The 16,579-nt window shown below is 71.5% G+C and carries 17 protein-coding genes; 7 read left to right on the top strand and 10 right to left on the bottom strand.

What is annotated here, in order from left to right:
* Positions 1–8 precede the first annotated feature (8 nt).
* Positions 9–365 (bottom strand): sterol carrier family protein, encoded by a 357-nt coding sequence (locus ACWIDW_RS13635; protein WP_454125862.1) that lies wholly within the window; start codon positions 363–365, stop codon positions 9–11.
* A 38-nt stretch (positions 366–403) separates the two neighbouring features.
* Between ACWIDW_RS13635 and ACWIDW_RS13630 the strand changes: the two genes are divergently transcribed.
* Together ACWIDW_RS13630 and purD are read left to right on the top strand one after the other, a co-directional pair.
* On the top strand, positions 404–1,084 hold the full coding sequence (locus ACWIDW_RS13630; RefSeq protein WP_454125861.1) for an NUDIX hydrolase: 681 nt from the start codon (positions 404–406) through the stop codon (positions 1,082–1,084).
* A gap of 66 nt (positions 1,085–1,150) precedes the next feature.
* Positions 1,151–2,428 carry a phosphoribosylamine--glycine ligase gene (purD, locus tag ACWIDW_RS13625; RefSeq protein WP_454125860.1) on the top strand — a complete coding sequence of 426 codons (1,278 nt, stop codon included), beginning with the start codon at positions 1,151–1,153 and terminating at the stop codon, positions 2,426–2,428.
* A 123-nt stretch (positions 2,429–2,551) separates the two neighbouring features.
* Here the strand turns inward: purD and ACWIDW_RS13620 are convergent, their stop codons facing one another.
* The 4 genes from ACWIDW_RS13620 to ACWIDW_RS13605 are packed head-to-tail and all read right to left on the bottom strand — an operon-like array spanning position 2,552 to position 5,610.
* The gene (locus ACWIDW_RS13620) at positions 2,552–4,390 is read right to left on the bottom strand and encodes a heavy metal translocating P-type ATPase (protein ID WP_454125859.1); all 1,839 of its coding nucleotides are present in this window, start codon (positions 4,388–4,390) and stop codon (positions 2,552–2,554) included.
* A gap of 36 nt (positions 4,391–4,426) precedes the next feature.
* Positions 4,427–4,957 (bottom strand): GNAT family N-acetyltransferase, encoded by a 531-nt coding sequence (locus tag ACWIDW_RS13615; RefSeq protein WP_454125858.1) that lies wholly within the window; start codon positions 4,955–4,957, stop codon positions 4,427–4,429.
* 37 nt (positions 4,958–4,994) lie between these two features.
* Positions 4,995–5,429: a hypothetical protein gene (locus tag ACWIDW_RS13610; RefSeq protein ID WP_454125857.1), complete on the bottom strand. Its 435-nt coding sequence runs from the start codon at positions 5,427–5,429 to the stop codon at positions 4,995–4,997.
* The gene (locus tag ACWIDW_RS13605) at positions 5,416–5,610 is read right to left on the bottom strand and encodes a helix-turn-helix transcriptional regulator (RefSeq protein WP_271638758.1); all 195 of its coding nucleotides are present in this window, start codon (positions 5,608–5,610) and stop codon (positions 5,416–5,418) included. Before ACWIDW_RS13605 ends, ACWIDW_RS13610 begins: the two co-directional genes overlap by 14 nt.
* Positions 5,611–5,719: 109 nt before the next feature.
* Here ACWIDW_RS13605 and ACWIDW_RS13600 point away from each other — a divergent pair, with 109 nt between their 5' ends.
* Positions 5,720–6,205 carry a hypothetical protein gene (locus ACWIDW_RS13600; RefSeq protein ID WP_454125856.1) on the top strand — a complete coding sequence of 162 codons (486 nt, stop codon included), beginning with the start codon at positions 5,720–5,722 and terminating at the stop codon, positions 6,203–6,205.
* A gap of 33 nt (positions 6,206–6,238) precedes the next feature.
* Here the strand turns inward: ACWIDW_RS13600 and ACWIDW_RS13595 are convergent, their stop codons facing one another.
* A complete protein-coding gene (locus ACWIDW_RS13595) occupies positions 6,239–7,654 on the bottom strand; it encodes a DHA2 family efflux MFS transporter permease subunit (RefSeq protein ID WP_454125892.1) in 1,416 nt (471 codons plus the stop codon).
* Positions 7,655–7,791: 137 nt separating this feature from the next.
* Between ACWIDW_RS13595 and ACWIDW_RS13590 the strand changes: the two genes are divergently transcribed.
* From ACWIDW_RS13590 to ACWIDW_RS13580, 3 genes are all read left to right on the top strand, one after another.
* Positions 7,792–8,655 carry a phosphoribosylaminoimidazolesuccinocarboxamide synthase gene (locus ACWIDW_RS13590; RefSeq protein ID WP_454125855.1) on the top strand — a complete coding sequence of 288 codons (864 nt, stop codon included), beginning with the start codon at positions 7,792–7,794 and terminating at the stop codon, positions 8,653–8,655.
* A gap of 169 nt (positions 8,656–8,824) precedes the next feature.
* Positions 8,825–10,153, top strand: coding sequence for a uracil-xanthine permease family protein (locus ACWIDW_RS13585; RefSeq protein ID WP_454125854.1), 1,329 nt, complete (start codon positions 8,825–8,827; stop codon positions 10,151–10,153).
* Positions 10,154–10,397: 244 nt separating this feature from the next.
* The gene (locus ACWIDW_RS13580) at positions 10,398–10,874 is read left to right on the top strand and encodes a CinA family protein (protein WP_454125853.1); all 477 of its coding nucleotides are present in this window, start codon (positions 10,398–10,400) and stop codon (positions 10,872–10,874) included.
* A 67-nt stretch (positions 10,875–10,941) separates the two neighbouring features.
* Here ACWIDW_RS13580 and ACWIDW_RS13575 read toward each other — a convergent pair whose 3' ends face one another.
* The 4 genes from ACWIDW_RS13575 to ACWIDW_RS13560 form a co-directional block, all read right to left on the bottom strand.
* Positions 10,942–12,540, bottom strand: coding sequence for a 5-oxoprolinase subunit B/C family protein (locus tag ACWIDW_RS13575; RefSeq protein ID WP_454125852.1), 1,599 nt, complete (start codon positions 12,538–12,540; stop codon positions 10,942–10,944).
* A gap of 12 nt (positions 12,541–12,552) precedes the next feature.
* On the bottom strand, positions 12,553–13,317 hold the full coding sequence (locus ACWIDW_RS13570; protein ID WP_454125851.1) for a LamB/YcsF family protein: 765 nt from the start codon (positions 13,315–13,317) through the stop codon (positions 12,553–12,555).
* Positions 13,318–13,481: 164 nt separating this feature from the next.
* Positions 13,482–14,480, bottom strand: a complete 999-nt coding sequence (locus tag ACWIDW_RS13565; RefSeq protein WP_454125850.1) for a LacI family DNA-binding transcriptional regulator — start codon at positions 14,478–14,480, stop codon at positions 13,482–13,484.
* A 39-nt stretch (positions 14,481–14,519) separates the two neighbouring features.
* Positions 14,520–15,938: a GH1 family beta-glucosidase gene (locus tag ACWIDW_RS13560; protein WP_454125849.1), complete on the bottom strand. Its 1,419-nt coding sequence runs from the start codon at positions 15,936–15,938 to the stop codon at positions 14,520–14,522.
* 75 nt (positions 15,939–16,013) lie between these two features.
* Between ACWIDW_RS13560 and ACWIDW_RS13555 the strand changes: the two genes are divergently transcribed.
* The gene (locus tag ACWIDW_RS13555) at positions 16,014–16,532 is read left to right on the top strand and encodes an adenine phosphoribosyltransferase (RefSeq protein WP_454125848.1); all 519 of its coding nucleotides are present in this window, start codon (positions 16,014–16,016) and stop codon (positions 16,530–16,532) included.
* The last annotated feature ends 47 nt before the right edge of the window (positions 16,533–16,579 follow it).

The raw sequence follows: 16,579 nt of genomic DNA, 5'->3' as shown, positions 1-16,579 counted from the left end.
GGCTCGGTTCAGGGGCGCAGCGGCAGCAGGTCGCTGAGGTCCGCGCGGGTTCCGGATGCCGTCACGCGGCCGGCGGCCACGGCATCCGTCCAGTGCTCCGTGCCGGTCGCGAGGCCGATCCACGTGCTCGCGTCCATCTCGACCACGTTCGGCGGGGTGCCGCGGGTGTGCCGGGGCCCCTGCACCACCTGCACGGCGCCGAACGGCGGCACGCGCACCTCGACGCTGTTGCCCGGCGCCTTCTCGTCGAGCAGCTGCAGCAGATAGCGCACGGCCGTCGCCGTGACGGGACGCGCGGCACCTCCAGCGGCGACGGCGGCGAGCGCGTCGCGGCCGGCCTCGATGTCGATCCTGCGGGCGGGCATTCCCCCAGGCTACGCCGCCGCGCGTAGGCTCGAGAGCGATGACCGGTTCTGCTGAAGAGATGCGCGGCGCGCGCGCCGAGCTGCTCGCCGCAGCCGCGCGCGCCGGCGAATGGACACCTCGGTTCCCGCTGTCGGTCGACGATGCGTGGCCGGCATCCGTGCTGATCCTGTTCGGCCGGCTCGACAGCATCCCGGCTCGGGCTGACGACGAGACGGTCTCGGCCGATCTCGACGTGCTGCTGCAGCGTCGCGCGGCGACGCTGTCGTCGCACCCGGGGCAGGTGTCGTTCCCGGGCGGCGGATACGAGGAGCAGGATGCCGACGCCGTCGCCACCGCGCTGCGCGAAGCGCAGGAGGAGACCGGGCTCGACCCGCAGGGCGTGGAGGTGCTCGCGGCGCTGCCCGAGATCCCGCTCGCGGTGAGCAGCTTTCTGGTGACGCCGGTGCTCGGCTGGTGGCGCGAGCCGTCGCGCGTCGCCGCCGTCGACCACGCCGAGACGGTCGAGGTCTTCCGCGTGCCGGTGGCGCAGCTCGTCGATCCGGCCAACCGGTTCACCGCGGTGCTGCACCGTGACGGCTTCACCTACCGGGGGCCGGCGTTCGACGTCGACGGCACGATCGTGTGGGGCTTCACGGCCGGCATCCTCGACGCACTGTTCGACGCGACCGGCTGGGCGCAGTCGTGGGACCGCGGGGACGAGCGTCCGGTCACGGTGTGAGCGGCGTCACCCTCTGAGCCGCGTCATCGTCTGAGTGAGGCGATGCCGCGCCGGTAGGCTGGCCGCATGAAGATCCTCGTCCTCGGCTCGGGCGCGCGCGAGCACGCGATCATCCTCTCCCTGCGGTCTGAACAGGCCGGTCACGAGATCTTCGCCGCCCCCGGCAACGCCGGAATCGCCCAAGACGCCACGCTCGTCGACCTCGACCAGCTCGACGGCGCCGCGGTCGCCGCCTTCGCGAACGAGCGGGGCATCGATCTGGTCGTAATCGGCCCCGAGGCACCCCTGGTCGCCGGGGTCGCCGACGTGCTGCGCGAGCGCGGCATCCCGGTGTTCGGCCCCGGTCGCGCCGCCGCCCAGCTCGAGGGATCGAAGGCGTTCGCGAAGCGGATCATGGATGCCGCGGGCGTGCCCACCGGGCGCGCGGTGCGCGCGTCGACGACCGTCGAGGTCGAGGCGGCGTTCGACGAGCTGGGCGCCCCGCACGTCGTGAAGGCCGATGGCCTGGCTGCCGGCAAGGGCGTCATCGTCACCGCCGACCGCGCCGAGGCCCTGGCCCACGCCGAGCACTACCTGCCCGCCGGCCCCGTGCTGGTCGAGGAGTTCCTCACCGGCCCCGAGGTGTCGCTGTTCTTCCTCAGCGACGGCGACACCGTGCGCGCGCTGAGCCCCGCGCAGGACTTCAAGCGCGCGCTCGACGGAGACGGCGGCCCCAACACGGGCGGCATGGGCGCGTACTCGCCGCTGCCCTGGCTGGCCGACGAGTTCGGCAGCGTCGACGCGTTCGTCGCCGAGGTGACCGAGACGGTCGCCCTGCCCGTGGTGCACCAGCTCGACGCCGAGGGCACCCCGTTCATCGGGCTGCTCTACGCCGGCCTGATCCTCACTCCCGAAGGCATCCGCGTGATCGAGTTCAACGCGCGCTTCGGCGACCCCGAGACGCAGGTCGTGCTGCCGCGGCTGCGCACGCCGCTGTCGCGGCTGCTGCTGTCGGCGGCATCCGGTCACCTCGAAGACGAGCCGCAGCCGGAGTTCTCGTCCGACGTCGCGATCACCGTCGTGCTCGCGAGCGAGGGGTACCCCGAGGCGCCGCAGACCGGCCGCATGATCGAGGGGCTGGCGGATGCGGCATCCGTCGACGGCGTCTCGATCGTGCACGCCGCGACCGGCGCGCCCGACGCCCCCGGCGGATCGCTGGTCGCGACCGGCGGTCGGGTGCTGAACGTGGTGGCGACCGGGTCGGATTTCGCGGATGCCCGCGCCCGCGCGTACGAGGCGATCGGCCGCATCTCGCTCGACGGCGCGCACTACCGCCACGACATCGCGGCGCGCGTCGCGGAGTAGCAGACTCCCCCCGTCGCACACCTGTCGGCGACATGAACGGATGTCGGCGGAATCAGCTGATTCCTGCCGACATCCGTGGTTCTCGCCGACATCCGTGCGAACCGCGCGCGTCGCGGAGTAGTCTCAGCGCGGCTTCGGCCCGGTGAGCGCGCGCAGCGCGTACAGGATCGTGGCGAGGTCGACGAACTCCTGGATGAAGGCGCCCGCCACGGCCGGGATCACCCCGGTCGTGGCGATGAGCATGAGGCCGACGCTGAGCACGATGCCGATCCAGATCGCCGTGTAGGCGACCTGCAGGGTGTGCCGGCCGATCTCGGTGGCACGCAGCACCGGCAGCAGCGAATCCTTCAGCACCACGGCATCCGCCGCCTCGCCCGCGGCCGTCGATCCCCGGGCCCCCATCGCGACACCGACGTCGGCCGCGGCCAGCACGGGGGCGTCGTTCACGCCGTCGCCCACCATCAGCAGCGGGCGCGGCGCCATCTCGGCGGCGAGCGACACCTTCTGCCCCGGCAGCAGCTCGGCATGCACCTCGGTCACGCCGAGCGGCGACGCGATCGCCTCCGCCGTCGCCTCGGCGTCGCCGGTGAGCATGACGATCCGCTCGACGCCTCGCGCGCGCAGGCCGGCGACGACCGCGGCGGCCTCCGGGCGCACGGCATCCGCCAGCACCAGCGCACCCGCGAATCGTCCGTCGACCGCGACGTACGCCGCCAGCTGTCCCGACGCGAGATCGGTGCGCCGGGTGTCCGGCGCGAGCGAGGCGATGTAAGCGGGCTTGCCGACCACGACGACCCGTCCGTCGATCGTGGCCGTAACGCCGTTCGTCGCGACCTCCTCGGCGTGCGAGGCCGGCGCGAGGCGCAGTCCGCGCTCGATCGCCGCCCGACGCACGCCCTCGGCGAGGACGTGGCTCGAGTACTGCTCGGCGGATGCCGACAGACGCAGCAGCTCATCGGCATCCATCCCCTCCGCCACGCGCACCTCGACGAGTTCGGGCCGACCCTGGGTGAGGGTGCCGGTCTTGTCGAAGGCCGCCGAGCGCACCCGCGCGAGCTGCTCGATCACGCCACCGCCCTTGACGATCACCCCCTCCTTCGCCGTGCGCGACAGGCCGCCGAGGAACGCGACCGGCGCGGCGATGAGCAGCGGGCACGGCGTCGCCAGCACGAGCACCTGCGCGAAGCGCAGTGGATCGCCGGCGATCCACCAGGCGATGCCGGCGATCAGCAGCGAGACCAGCGTGAACGGCACCGCGAAGCGGTCGGCGAGGCGCACCGTCGGCGCCTTGCTCTGCTGTGCCTCGTGCACCAGCGACACGATCTGCTGGTACTGACTGTCGGCGCTGCCGCGCAGCGCGCGGATGTGCACCGCGTTCGACCCGTTCACCACCCCCGAGAGCACCTCGTCGCCGGCCTCGCGCGTGACGGGCAGGCTCTCGCCGGTCAGCGAGGACTCGTCGAAGCTCGCCCGGTCGCTGAGCAGCACGGCGTCGACCGGGACGATCTCAGACGGACGCACCAGCAGCTCCATGCCGGGGATGACCTCGTCGACCGGCACGTCGCGGGTCGACTCGTCGGCCCCCTGCTCGAGCACGTGCGCGGTCTGGGGAGAGCGGTCGAGCAGCGCGGTCAGGTCGCGGGCCGCGCGGCGCGATGCGTAGTCTTCGAGGGCCTCTCCCCCGGTCAGCATCAGCACGATCACCAGTGACGCGATGTACTCGCCCACCAGCAGCGTCGCGACCATCGCCACCAGGGCGAGGATGTCGAGCCCGAAGTGGGCACGCAGGATGTCGCGCACCATGTCCCACGCCGTGAGCGCGATCACCACGCCGACGGTGAGGATCGCGATCCCGCGGGCGGCATCGTGCAGGCCGGCGATCGAAAGCAGCGCCACGGCGACGGTGGCGAGCAGGCCTCCGGTGAGCACGGGGTAGCGCCGTGCCAGTCGCAGAAGTCTCATGAACTCACTCTGCCCGACATCCGTGCCGGCAGTGACTCAGAGCGCGATCCAGTACCGGCGCAGGCGGGGGATGCCGGCCTCGGATCCGTCGATGACGTCGTCGAGCTCGCCGCCGGCGCCCTCGATGGTGCGGTACGAGCCGACGTTCGTGTCGTCGCAGGTGAGCATGACGCGGTCGTACCCCTGCGCGCGGGCACGGTCGAGCACCAGGGTGAGCGCCGAGCGGGCGATGCCCTGCCGGCGGCGCGACGGGCGCACCGAGTAGCCGATGTGCCCGCCGTAGCTGCGCAGCCAGTCGTTGAGCTCGCGGCGGAACGCGATGAAGCCGGCCACCTCGCCGGCGTCGGTGATCCAGAAGTAGTCGCAGGCGACGTGCCCCTCGGGCAGCGTGGCCTGCGGGTCTGCGTACAGCTCGGCCTTCTCGATGAGCGACTCGCACGCGGCCCGATCGGCTGGCTGGCCGCGGTCGAGACCCGCCCCGTCGATGTGCACGTCACCGAACTCGGTGACGGTGTCGGCCCAGGAGTCGAAGTGAGTGAGAGAGGGGCGGGCCAGAGCGATGGTCATCCCCTCATCAGATCACGCCGGCATCGGGCATCCCGAATCAGCCCCGGCGGACGAAGTACCAGTTCGCCGCGAACCAGCTGATCACCAGCGCGAAGTAGAGCGCGATGGCCGTCCACCGCGAGACCGGGTCGGTGTCGACGACCGCGTGCACGACCAGCTGCACCGTGCACAGCACGAGCGCGACGACGCCGACTGCGGCGAGCCCCTTCGTAGCCGCCGTGCGGTCGCGCTCGTCGGCGTACTCCAGCGCGTTCACGCGCTCGAGGTCGCCCGACGTGCCGCGCCGGGCGAAGATCGCCCCGAGCGCACCGCCGATCGCGCCCATCAGCAGCGTCACGGCAGCGATCATCTGACCGAGCACGAAGCAGACCAGCGCACCCGCCGTCAGCACCGCCACGAGCACGGTGTTGGTGCGCGACATCGGCCAGCGGCGGGGCACACGCTCGACGGCGGCGTCGTCACGAGTCGACATCGAAGACCTCCTCAACGGTCGAACCGAAATGCCGAGCCAGGTGCACGGCGAGTATCAGCGAGGGGTCGTATCGGCCGGTCTCGATCGCATTGATGGTCTGGCGGGAGACCCCGACCGCGGTCGCGAGCGCCTGCTGCGAGAGACCACGCGCGGTTCTCAGCTCTTTGACCCTGCTCTGCACGCTTCAAAGGTAGGCCGCCGACATCGCAATGTAAAGCCAACTTGACAGCGCGGATCGATGTCAAGCATGCTTGTCATGTCAAACACGCTTTACATATCCGGAGGCAATCATGCAGGACGCACTCGTCGACTTCACCCAGTCCCTTCCCCTGTGGCTGCAGTGGGCCGGGGTGATGCTCGCCGCGGCGATCCCGTTCATCGAGTCCTACTTCGGCACGCTCATCGGTGCGATCGCGGGGGTGCCGCTCCCGATCGCCGTGCTCGCCGCCGTCGTCGGCAACGTGATCTCCATGCTGGTCTTCGTCTTCATCGCCGCCGCCGCCCGGCAGAAGGTGCTCGCCCGACGAGGTGCGGATGCCGCGACGGATGCCCCCTCGCCGCGACGCGAGAAGGTGAAGCGCATGTTCGACCGGTTCGGTGTTCCCGGGGTCAGTCTGCTCGGTCAGACCGTGCTGCCCAGCCAGATCACCTCGGGGATGATGGTGTCGTTCGGCGCGAGCCGCAACGCGGTGATCGTCTGGCAGATCATCTCGATCGTCATCTGGGCGATCATCTTCGCACTCATCGGCCAGGCGGGCATCGCCCTCTTCCGCTGAGTCGGATGCACGGCGCGCCCCGGCGCCGCCACGTCAGTGCTCGGGCTGCGCCTCATCCACCCGGTGGCGCCGGAGGAAGAGTGCGGCGACGAGTGCGATGCCCAGCACGCAGGCCGGCAGCAGCATCGCCTGCGCCATGCCTGCCGAGAAGCCCTCCGCGATCTGCAGGGGCATCTCGCCGTCACCGGCGAGGCCCGCAGGAGCCTCGGACAGACCCGGCAGGTTCGCTTCGAGCCGCGACTGCATGAAGGCGGCGATGGCGGCCGAGCCGACCACCGAGCCGATCGTGCGCGTGGTGTTGTAGATGCCCGCGCCCGCACCGGCCTGGCGGGGTGGCAGGTTGCGGGTCGCCGTGGTGGCCAGCGGCCCCCACATGCCCGCGTTGCCGATGCCGAGCACGGCCGACGGCAGCAGGAACATCCAGGTGGGGGTGTCCACGTTCATCAACGACGCGTTCCACAGCTGTCCGCCCGCGACGCAGAGCAGCCCGGGGATGAGGATCCACCGCGGGTCGACCCGGTCGAGCAGCCTGCCCGCGGCCGGCGCGAGCACGCCCGAGAGCACCGCCATCGGGATCATCAGCAGCGCCGCCTCGGTCGGCGACAGGCCCCGGGCGAGCTGCAGGAAGAACATGAACGGCAGCGACATGCCGGTCACCGCGAACCCGACGACAGCGATCGCCGCGTTCGACCCCGAGAAGTTGCGATCGCGGAACAGCTCCAGCGGCACCAGCGGCTCGGTCTTGGTCACCGCCTGCTGCACGATGAACAGCGCCAGCACGATCACGCCCGCGATGATCAGACCCCACACCGAGATGGGACCGACGATCGTGCCCCAGTCGTAGGCCTCGCCCTCCTGCAGTCCGAACACGATGAGGAACAGGGCGAGCGCGCTGAGCACGACGCCGACGAGATCGAAGCGGTGCGGATGCGTCTCGAGCTTCGGCACGAGCCTCCAGGCCAGCACGAATCCGACGATCCCGACCGGGATGTTGACGAAGAAGATCGCCTCCCACCCGAACGCGTCGACCAGCACGCCGCCCAGCAGCGGACCCACCAGCGTCGCCACGCCCGCGGTCGCACCCCACAGTCCCATCGCCGCGCCCCGTCGCTGCGGGGGGAAGGTGCGGGTGATGACGGCCATCGTCTGCGGCGTCATGAACGCGGCGCCCAGGCCCTGCGCTGCTCGCGCGGCGATGAGTCCGTCGAGGCTGGTCGACAGCCCGCACCACAGCGACGCCAGGGTGAAGATGGCGAGACCGATCAGGTAGATGTTCTTCGGCCCGAACCGGTCGCCGAGGCGCCCCGTGATCAGCAGCGGAACAGCGTAGGCGAGCAGGTACGCGCTCGTCACCCACACGACGTTGTCGAGGTTGTTCGTGTCGGGGTCGAGCGCCGCCTTGATGGCGGGGTTCGCGACCGAGACGATGGTCGTGTCGACGAGCAGCATGAAGAAGCCGATGACCAGCGCCCACAGCGCGGGCCACGGGCTGCGGGTCTCGGTGCGGGGCGTCTCAGTCGAAGTCACCCGGCAACGCTACTCCTCCCCGCCGACATCAGGTCTTCCCCGGGTGGGATGATGGGTGCGTGAGCGAACCACAGAGCATCCCCGGCTGGCGTCACCTCTACTCAGGCAAGGTCCGCGACCTGTACGCCTCGGAAGACCCGGCCGACACCCGCATCCTCGTCGTGGCCAGCGACAGGGTGAGCGCCTTCGACTTCGTGCTCTCCCCCGGCATCCCGCAGAAGGGCGAGCTGCTCACGCAGCTGAGCGACTGGTGGTTCGACCAGCTCTCCGACGTGCCGAATCATCTCGCCGAGGGTGAGATCCCGGATGCCGTGGCCGGGCGCGCCATGCTCGCGATGGCGCTGGAGATCCTGCCGATCGAGTGCGTCGTGCGCGGGTACATCACCGGCACCGGCTGGGCGGAGTACTCCGCGCACGGGACAGTGTGCGGCATCCCGCTGCCGGCCGGGCTGCAGAACGGCGACCGGCTTCCCGAGCCGCTGTTCACCCCCGCCTATAAGGCGCCGCTCGGCGAGCACGACGAGAACATCACCTTCGATCGCGTGGTCGAGCTGGTCGGCGCCGAGCGCGCCGCGCAGCTGCGCGACGCCTCGCTGTCGCTGTACCGCCGCGCTGCCGAGATCGCAGAGCAGAAGGGTCTGATTCTCGCCGACACGAAGTTCGAGTTCGGGGTGGATGCCGACGGCGTCCTGCGCCTGGCCGACGAGGTGCTCACCAGCGACTCGTCGCGGTACTGGGACGCCGCCGCGTGGGCATCCGGTACGACGCCCGAGGAGCGCATGGCGAGCTTCGACAAGCAGATCGTGCGCGACTGGCTGGCGACCAACTGGGACAGGCAGGGCGAGCCGCCGGCGCTGCCCGCCGACATCGTCGAGCAGACCGCCGACCGGTACCGCGCGCTCATCGGCCGCCTGACGGCCTGACCCGCCACCACTTCGGGGGCCGACACTCCAGATGTCGGCCCGATTCGCGGAAACCGTCCGACATCTGGAGTGTCGGCCCCCGGTTCGTCGCACGCGTTGCACGCCGGATGCCGGGCATCCGGGGCGGTAGTGTTTCCTCGGCCCTGATCCCGACTCCCGAGGAGCCCCCATGCCGCTGTGGACCATCCACGGCAACGGTCGCACTGTCGCGCCCGGCGCCGTCGTTCGCCCCGAAGAGCGCCTGAACTGGCCGGCGACGATCGCGATCGGCGTGCAGCACGTCGTCGCGATGTTCGGTGCGACGTTCCTCGTCCCGATCATCACCGGCTTCCCCGTGCCGACCACGCTGCTGTTCAGCGGCATCGGCACGATCCTGTTCCTGCTGGTCACGCGCAACAAGCTGCCCAGCTACCTCGGCTCGTCGTTCGCGTTCATCGCGCCCGTCACCGCGGCGACCGCATCGGCGGGCATGGGCTCGGCGCTGGCCGGCATCGTCGCGGTCGGCGTGCTGCTGGCCCTCATCGGCGTCGTGGTGCACACGGTGGGCGTGCACTGGGTCGACCGCTTCCTGCCGCCGGTGCTCGCCGGCACGATCGTGGCGCTGATCGGGTTCAACCTCGCCGGCGCTGCGCGCGGCAACTACGAGCAGGCGCCGATCACGGCGACCTTCACCCTCGCGATCACCATCCTGTTCGCCGTGGTGTTCCGCGGCTTCCTCGGCCGCATCTCGATCTTCCTCGGCGTGATCGCCGGGTACGTCTTCGCGGGCATCCGGGGCGAGCTGAAATTCGACAAGGTCGAGGCCGCCGACTGGATCGGTTTCCCCACCTTCCACCTGCCCGACTTCGCGACCCCGGGCACCTGGTCGGCGATGGCGATGTTCCTTCCCGTCGTGCTCGTGCTGATCGCCGAGAACGTGGGGCACGTGCGCGGAGTCGCCACCATGGTCGAGGATCCGACGATCAACAAGCAGACCGGCAAGGCGCTCATCGCCGACGGCATCTCGACCTCGCTCGCCGGCTTCTTCGGCGGCTCGGGAACCACGACCTACGGCGAGAACATCGGCGTCATGGCATCCACCCGCGTCTACTCGACCGCCGCGTACTGGGTGGCCGGCATCACCGCCATCCTGCTCAGCATGTCGCCCAAGTTCGGCGCGGTCATCAACTCGGTGCCTGCGGGCGTGCTCGGCGGCATCACCACGGCGCTGTACGGCCTGATCGGCGTCATCGGCATCAAGATCTGGGTCGACAACCGCGTCGACTTCTCGCGCCCGGTCAACCAGTACACCGCCGCAGTCGGCCTGATCGTCGCCGTCGGCGGGTTCATGATCAAGGATCCGGAGTCGGGCTTCGAGCTGGGCGGCATCGTGCTCGCCACCGTCGGCGCGATCCTCATCTACCACCTCGGCAACCTCATCGCGCGGCTGCGCGGCTCGGGCGCCGACGACCCGAAGCCGCTCGCCGGCGTCGGTGCGCCCGGAGGCGACCCGGCCTGATTCGGACAGCCGTCCTCATCCAGCGCAGGAGAACACGCGAGCGCAGGTGGATTTCCCGCGATCCGTCCTGTTCCCGCGTGTTCTCCTGTTCTCGGGAATCCGGCACGGGCTTCCGGCACGCTCTGGGGCATCCGGCTGGGGCTTCCGGTACCCGCTCGGGCATCCGTCGCGGCGGCTGATCGCTCCGCCACCCGGGTCTGTCAAGGCCCCGCCGCGGCATCCGGTCTGGCGGTAGCGTCGGCGCATGCTCGACGTCACACCTCTCGCTGACCTCGCCCGACACCGCGAGCTGCGCGTCGCGGTCGCCGAATCACTGACCTCGGGGGCTCTCGCCAGCGCCATCGGCGCCGGCCCGCAGGCGAGTACCTGGTTCGGCGGCGGCATCGTCGCCTACCTTCCGGAGGTGAAGGAGCGGGTGCTCGGGTTCCCCGCCGACGGGGACCCGACCTCGGCCGACTGCGCGGAGCAGCTCGCCCGCGGCGCCCGCGAGCTCTTCGACGCCGACCTGTGCGTCTCGACGACCGGAGTGGGTGGCCCGGATGCCGAAGACGGGCACCCCGCGGGAACCGTGTTCCTCGGATGGGCGACGCGTGACGAGGCCGGGCACCGCAGGCTCGATCTGGAGGGCGAACCCGACGACGTGCTCGCCTCGACCGTCGAGGCCGCCGTCGAGCTGCTGATCTCGCGCGCCGGTCGGATGGAGAGCACCGGAGGCCGCTGACGAGATCGCGCCCACGACGGGTCGCGGTCCGCCACAGCGCCCGCCATGCCGAAGGCGTCATGAATCGTCAGCGATCCACCACGCGGAACCGCACCCGCACACCGGGCGGCAGCTGGCCGGCCGCGTCCCGGGCGGCGTCGGTGAGCGCACCGATGATCGGGTAGCCGCCGGTGGTCGGATGATCGGGCCCGAACACCACGGGCTGGCCGTCGGCCGGAACCTGGATCGCGCCGTCGACCGCGCCCTCGCTGGGCAGCTCGTCGTGGATCGCGCGCTCGAGCGGTCGCTCGCCGTGCAGCCGGATGCCGATCCTGTCGGATCGGGGCGTGACCACCCACTCCTGCTCGCCGAGCAGCCGCACCGCCGCGGGCGTGAACCAGTCGTCGCGGGGCCCGAGCGTGATGTCGAGGTCGACGATGTCTTCGGGAAGCTCGCGTGGCAGCGGGTCGGGTTCGACCGCGCGCGGCGCGCGCGTCCCGACGGGCAGCACGTCGCCGGCGCGCAGCGCCGCGGGGCCGATGCCCGAGAGGGTGTCGGTCGATCGACTGCCGAGCTCTGCCGGCATCCGGATGCCGCCGCGCACCCCGATCGCGAACCGCAGCCCGCGCGTCGGAGCGCCGACCTGCAGTTCGTCGCCGTCGGCGACGGCGAAGGGCGCGCCGTGCCGGACGCCGCGCACCCGATCGTCCGGGCCGATCACCGCGAGCTCGCCCTCCGCCCCGGTGACCACGGCGACCGCGGCACCGTGGAAGCGCACGACGGCGGGGCCGACTCCTTCGAGAGCCGCTGCGCCGGCGGCGTTGCCGACGGCGCGATTCGCGTCGCGCAGGGCGATGCGGTCCGCTGCTCCGGATGCCGGCACACCGAGCGCGGCACGGCCGGGGCGGCCGCGATCCTGCACGAGCAGCTGCAGGCCCGGGTTCACGACCTCGAGCGCGGATGTCGGAACCCTCGGGTCGTCCGGCCCGGCATCCGCGTGGCGCAGCCCGACACGCCGCTTCGCGGCCGAGGCATCCGACATTTCCGACACGGTTCCGGCCGCGGGTCCCGACGCCTCGCCCGGCCCGACGGCGACGAAACGCACCCGCGTGCCCGGCATCAGCATGGCCGGCGGGTCGCGGTGCACGTCCCACATCACGGCATCCGTCGTGCCGATCAGCTGCCAGCCTCCCGGACTCTCGCGCGGATACACCCCTGTGAAGCGACCGGCGAGGGCGACCGACCCGGCGGGCACCCGGATGCGCGGCGACGCGCGCCGCGGCACGTCGAACACCGGATCGTCGCCGACCAGGTACCCGAATCCCGGGGCGAAGCCCGAGAACGCGACCGTCCAGCGTGCCGCGCCGTGCCGACGCACCAGCTCGTCGACCGGGACACCGAGCAGGCTCGCCGTCTCGGCGAGATCCTCGCCGTCATACTGCACGGGCACGATCACCTCGGGCCGGGCTTCTGACAGAGAGCCATCCGCGGGCGTCGCCACGAGCGCCTCGGCCAGCTCTGCCGCAGACGTCACCAGCGGATCGAAGCGCACGAGCACCGTACGGGCCCCGGGCACGCGCTCGATCACCCCGGGCATCCCGGCCCAGGCGCGGTGCATGCGCATCGCCTCGTCGAGGTCGTCGCACTCGACGAGCACGGCTCGATCCGACGCCCTCAGCACACGCATCCGCTCACCCGTTCAGCCCGCGACGAACGGGGCGATCCCGATACCGGCATCACGCAGCATCCGCCCCGTCTCCGCGGCCATCGTCACCGCTCCGGGGCTGTCTCCGTGCACGCAGATCGACCGCGCGTCGATGCGTACGTCGGTGCCGTCGACGGCCCGCACCACGCCCGACTCGACGAGGCGCACCATCCTCCGCGCGACGGTCGGGGCGTCGCGCAGCACGGCTCCCGGCTGCGTGCGCGGAACGAGGGTGCCGTCGGGCAGGTAGCCGCGATCGGCGAACGCCTCCGCCGCCACCGCCAGCCCTGCACGCGCGGCGATGTCGAGCACCGCCCCGCCTGCGAGCCCGAGCATCACCAGGGCCGGGTCGACCGACCGGACCCCGGCGACCACCGCCCGCGCCTGGCGTTCGTCGCGCGCGATCGTGTTGTACAGCGCGCCGTGCGGCTTGACGTAGGCGACCCGCCCGCCGACGGCCCCGGCGAGAGCCATGAGCGCGCCCAGCTGGTACTCGACCTCGGCCTGCAGGGTGCGCGATTCCGGCTCGAGCGGGGTGCGACCGAAGTTCTCGCGGTCGCGGTACGACGGGTGCGCGCCGACCACGACTCCGTTCGCGACGGCCGCGGCGAGAGTGTCGCGGATGCCCTCGGCGCTGCCCGCGTGGAAGCCGCACGACACGTTCGCGCTGGTCACGATCTCGAGCATCGCCGCGTCGTCGCTCAGCGTGCGCTCGGCGGAGTTCTCGCCGAGGTCGGAGTTGAGGTCGATGGATGCCATGACGCCTGTCTACCCAACACATCGGCGGCTGTCCATCCGGGCGTGCGCCGTCGGAGACCACAGACCGGACGTGGGCGGGGCGGCGTGGCGTGGGGCGCCACGCCGCGTGCGGGCCGAATGGTCTGAGATCTCCGACACGGGTCGCCCGTGTCAGACCACCCGTGTCAGACGGCCGGCGCGGACCCGCGCACGACCAGCTCGGTCGGCAAGAGGGTCAGCGGTTCGGGTCGCCTGCCCGCGAGCAGGTCGATCACCATGCCGGCGAGCATCTCCCCCTGCGCGAACATCGGCTGGCGCACGCTGGTGAGATCCGACGACTCGGCGACGCGCGAGTCGTCGAAGCCGATGATCGCGACGTCGTCGGGCACGTCCAGACCGGCGGAGCGCAGCACGCCGATCGCGCCGCGGGCCATCAGGTCGCTCGCCACGAAGACGGCATCCGGGCGCTCGTCGCGCTGCAGCAGCAGACGTGCCGCCTCGGCGCCGCCGTGCTCGCTGAAGTCGCCGTCGACCTCGCCGGCGGACGGCAGTCCGGCATCCGCCAGTGCCGCGAGGAAGCCGTCACGGCGGTCGACGCTCGCCGCCATCGTCATCGTGCCCGTGATGGTCGCGATCCGCCGGCGTCCGAGCGCGATGAGGTGCTCGGTCGCGGCGCGGGCCGCTGCCACGTTGTCGACGTCGACGATGACATCGCTGTCACGCACCGCGGCCGGTCGGCCGCCGAAGACGACCGGCACGGCTTCGGCGATGCGCTCGACGAAGGAGTCGCTGGTGTGGTGCGACACGATGATCGCGGCATCCACCCCGCCGTTGCGCACGAATCGCGTCATCTTGCCGTCGGGGTCGTCGCTCGCGATGAGCAGGTTGAGGATGTACTCCGACTCCGACAGGCGCGAGCTGATCCCCGCGACGACGGATGCCAGGAACGGGTCGCCGAAGAACCGGGTGGTGTCCTCGGGCACGACGAGCCCGATGGCGTGCGTCTGCCGGCTCGCGAGCGAGCGCGCGGCGCGGTTCGGGGCGTAGCCGAGCTGGGCGATGGCGTGCTGCACGGCGGCGAGCGCCTCGGCGCTGACCGAGGTCGAGCCGTTGACCACGCGCGACACCGTCGAGCGGGATACACCGGCGAGTGCGGCGACCTCTTCGATCGTGGCTCGGGGCATGGCCGTCCTCCCTCGGGCGGTGTGCGAACCCGCCCGCAATCAGACGGCCCGGGCGGCGATGATCCGAGCGTACTCCGCGCCGCTCTGCTTGATCGTGCGCTGCTGCGTCTCGTAGTCGACGCGCACGATCCCGAAGCGCTTGGCGTACCCCCAGGCCCACTCGTAGTTGTCCATCAGCGACCAGTAGAAGTACCCGCGCACGTCGACGCCCTGCTCGACGGCGTCGAGCGTGGCCGCGACGTGAGCGCGCAGGAACTCGGTGCGCTCGACGTCATCCACCTCGCCGTCGGCACCGACCACGTCGTCGTAGGCTGCGCCGTTCTCGGTCACGTACAGCGGCACACCGCCGGCGTAGTCGCGCGCGACGTGCTCGAGCAGGCGGGTGAGGCCCGCGGGCTGCACCTCCCAGCCCATCCCGGTGCGCGGCAGCCCGCGCTCGACCCAGTAGATGCCCTCTTTGGAGGGGAACGGCGAGCGGGTCTCACGCTGCTGACCCTCGGTCTGGTGCGGATCGCCACCGCCGGGCTGCGGATGCCCCGACAGCAGCTCGCCGTGGTAGTAGTTCACCCCGAGCGCATCGAGCGGGGTCGAGATGATCTCGAGGTCGCCCGGCTGCACGGCGGCCTGCCACCGCGCGACCGCGGCCGGGTCGACCTCGCGGATGTCGCGGACGATGTCGGCCGGGTACTCGCCGTGGAAGATCGGGCCGAGGAACCAGCCGTTGAACTGCCCGTCGATGCGGCGCGCGGCGTCGACGTCGACCGGGTCGTGCGGGTCGGCGGGGTCGGCGACGGTGAGGTTGAGGGTGATGCCGAGATCGAGTGAGGCGTCGCGCTCGCGCAGCGCCCGCACGGCGTTGCCGTGCGAGAGCAGCAGGTGGTGCGCGGCGAGGAGCCCGTCGCGGATGCTCGTGCGGCCCGGGGCGTGCACGCCTGCGGTGTACGACAGGAACGACGAGCACCACGGCTCGTTCATCGTGGTCCAGTGCTGCACGCGGTCGCCCAGCACGTCGTGCACGCTGAGGGCGTAGTCGGTGAACCGCTCGACGATGTCGCGGCTGGTCCAGCCGCCCTGGTCTTCGAGCGCCTGAGGCATGTCCCAGTGATGCAGGGTGAGCCACGGCACGATATCGGCGGCCAGCAGCTGGTCGACCAGGCGGCTGTAGAAGTCCAGGCCCTTCCCGTTGACCGGGCCGCCGTCGGGCCGCACGCGCGACCACGAGGTCGAGAACCGGTAGGTCTGCAGTCCCAGGCGCTTCATCAGCGCGACGTCGTCGGCGTAGCGGTGATAGTGATCGCAGGCGACGTCGCCGTTCTCCGCGCCGACGACGGCGCCGGGCACGCGCGCGAAAGCATCCCAGATCGATGCCGTGCGGCCGTCTTCGAAGGCCGCCCCTTCGATCTGATAGGCCGCGGTGGCCGCGCCGAAGAGGAAGCCGTCGGGAAAGGATCGCGTCATGGCACTCATGATGCCACGACAAGCTGGGAGCGCTCCCACGAGGTCGCCGCCGAGCCCGTTGGGTACCCTTGGCAGGTGAGTCCCGAACTGGCACGCGCCGAGTCCCTGATCGCCTCGATCCCCGACTACCCGCAGCGGGGCATCCTGTTCCGCGACATCATGCCTCTGCTGGCGGATGCCCGGGCGCTGCGCGCCACGACCGAGGCCCTGATCGAGCCGTTCGCCGGCTCGTTCGACATCGTCGCGGGCATCGAGGCGCGCGGCTTCATCCTCGCCGGGGCGGCTGCGATCGCCGCCGGGGTCGGGTTCGCCCCGATCCGCAAGGCGGGCAAGCTGCCCCGCCCCGCGGCCGCCGTCGACTACGCCCTCGAGTACGGCACCGCCACGGTCGAGATGCACGACGACCTGCCGGCCGGCACGCGCATCCTGCTCATCGACGACGTGCTCGCCACCGGCGGCACCCTCGCCGCCGGGCGCGAGATCGTGAAGAGCCTCGGCTACACCGTCGCCGGCATCAGCGTGCTGTTCGAGATCGACGGTCTCGGCGGACGCGACGTCATCGGTGACCTGCACACGGTCTTCCGCTCGGCCTGAGCGGCACGCCCCTCACAGGTACGGCGCCCGGGCGCTTCTCCGACGCG

The sequence above is a fragment of the Microbacterium sp. NPDC055312 genome (assembly GCF_053645675.1).
This window is presented reverse-complemented; position numbering and strand designations above follow the sequence as displayed.

Bases quoted from the DNA above. Each gene is read 5' to 3' on its own strand.
- ACWIDW_RS13565 (WP_454125850.1), bottom strand. From the start codon at position 14,480: ATGCCCCGAGCCACGATCGAAGAGGTCGCCGCACTCGCCGGTGTATCC.
- ACWIDW_RS13580 (WP_454125853.1), top strand. From the start codon at position 10,398: ATGCTCGACGTCACACCTCTCGCTGACCTCGCCCGACACCGCGAGCTG.
- ACWIDW_RS13620 (WP_454125859.1), bottom strand. From the start codon at position 4,390: ATGAGACTTCTGCGACTGGCACGGCGCTACCCCGTGCTCACCGGAGGC.
- ACWIDW_RS13635 (WP_454125862.1), bottom strand. From the start codon at position 365: ATGCCCGCCCGCAGGATCGACATCGAGGCCGGCCGCGACGCGCTCGCC.
- ACWIDW_RS13615 (WP_454125858.1), bottom strand. From the start codon at position 4,957: ATGACCATCGCTCTGGCCCGCCCCTCTCTCACTCACTTCGACTCCTGG.
- ACWIDW_RS13630 (WP_454125861.1), top strand. From the start codon at position 404: ATGACCGGTTCTGCTGAAGAGATGCGCGGCGCGCGCGCCGAGCTGCTC.
- ACWIDW_RS13560 (WP_454125849.1), bottom strand. From the start codon at position 15,938: ATGACGCGATCCTTTCCCGACGGCTTCCTCTTCGGCGCGGCCACCGCG.
- ACWIDW_RS13595 (WP_454125892.1), bottom strand. From the start codon at position 7,654: ATGCTGCTCGTCGACACGACCATCGTCTCGGTCGCGAACCCCGCCATC.
- ACWIDW_RS13575 (WP_454125852.1), bottom strand. From the start codon at position 12,540: ATGCGTGTGCTGAGGGCGTCGGATCGAGCCGTGCTCGTCGAGTGCGAC.
- ACWIDW_RS13585 (WP_454125854.1), top strand. From the start codon at position 8,825: ATGCCGCTGTGGACCATCCACGGCAACGGTCGCACTGTCGCGCCCGGC.
- ACWIDW_RS13600 (WP_454125856.1), top strand. From the start codon at position 5,720: ATGCAGGACGCACTCGTCGACTTCACCCAGTCCCTTCCCCTGTGGCTG.
- ACWIDW_RS13610 (WP_454125857.1), bottom strand. From the start codon at position 5,429: ATGTCGACTCGTGACGACGCCGCCGTCGAGCGTGTGCCCCGCCGCTGG.
- purD (WP_454125860.1), top strand. From the start codon at position 1,151: ATGAAGATCCTCGTCCTCGGCTCGGGCGCGCGCGAGCACGCGATCATC.
- ACWIDW_RS13570 (WP_454125851.1), bottom strand. From the start codon at position 13,317: ATGGCATCCATCGACCTCAACTCCGACCTCGGCGAGAACTCCGCCGAG.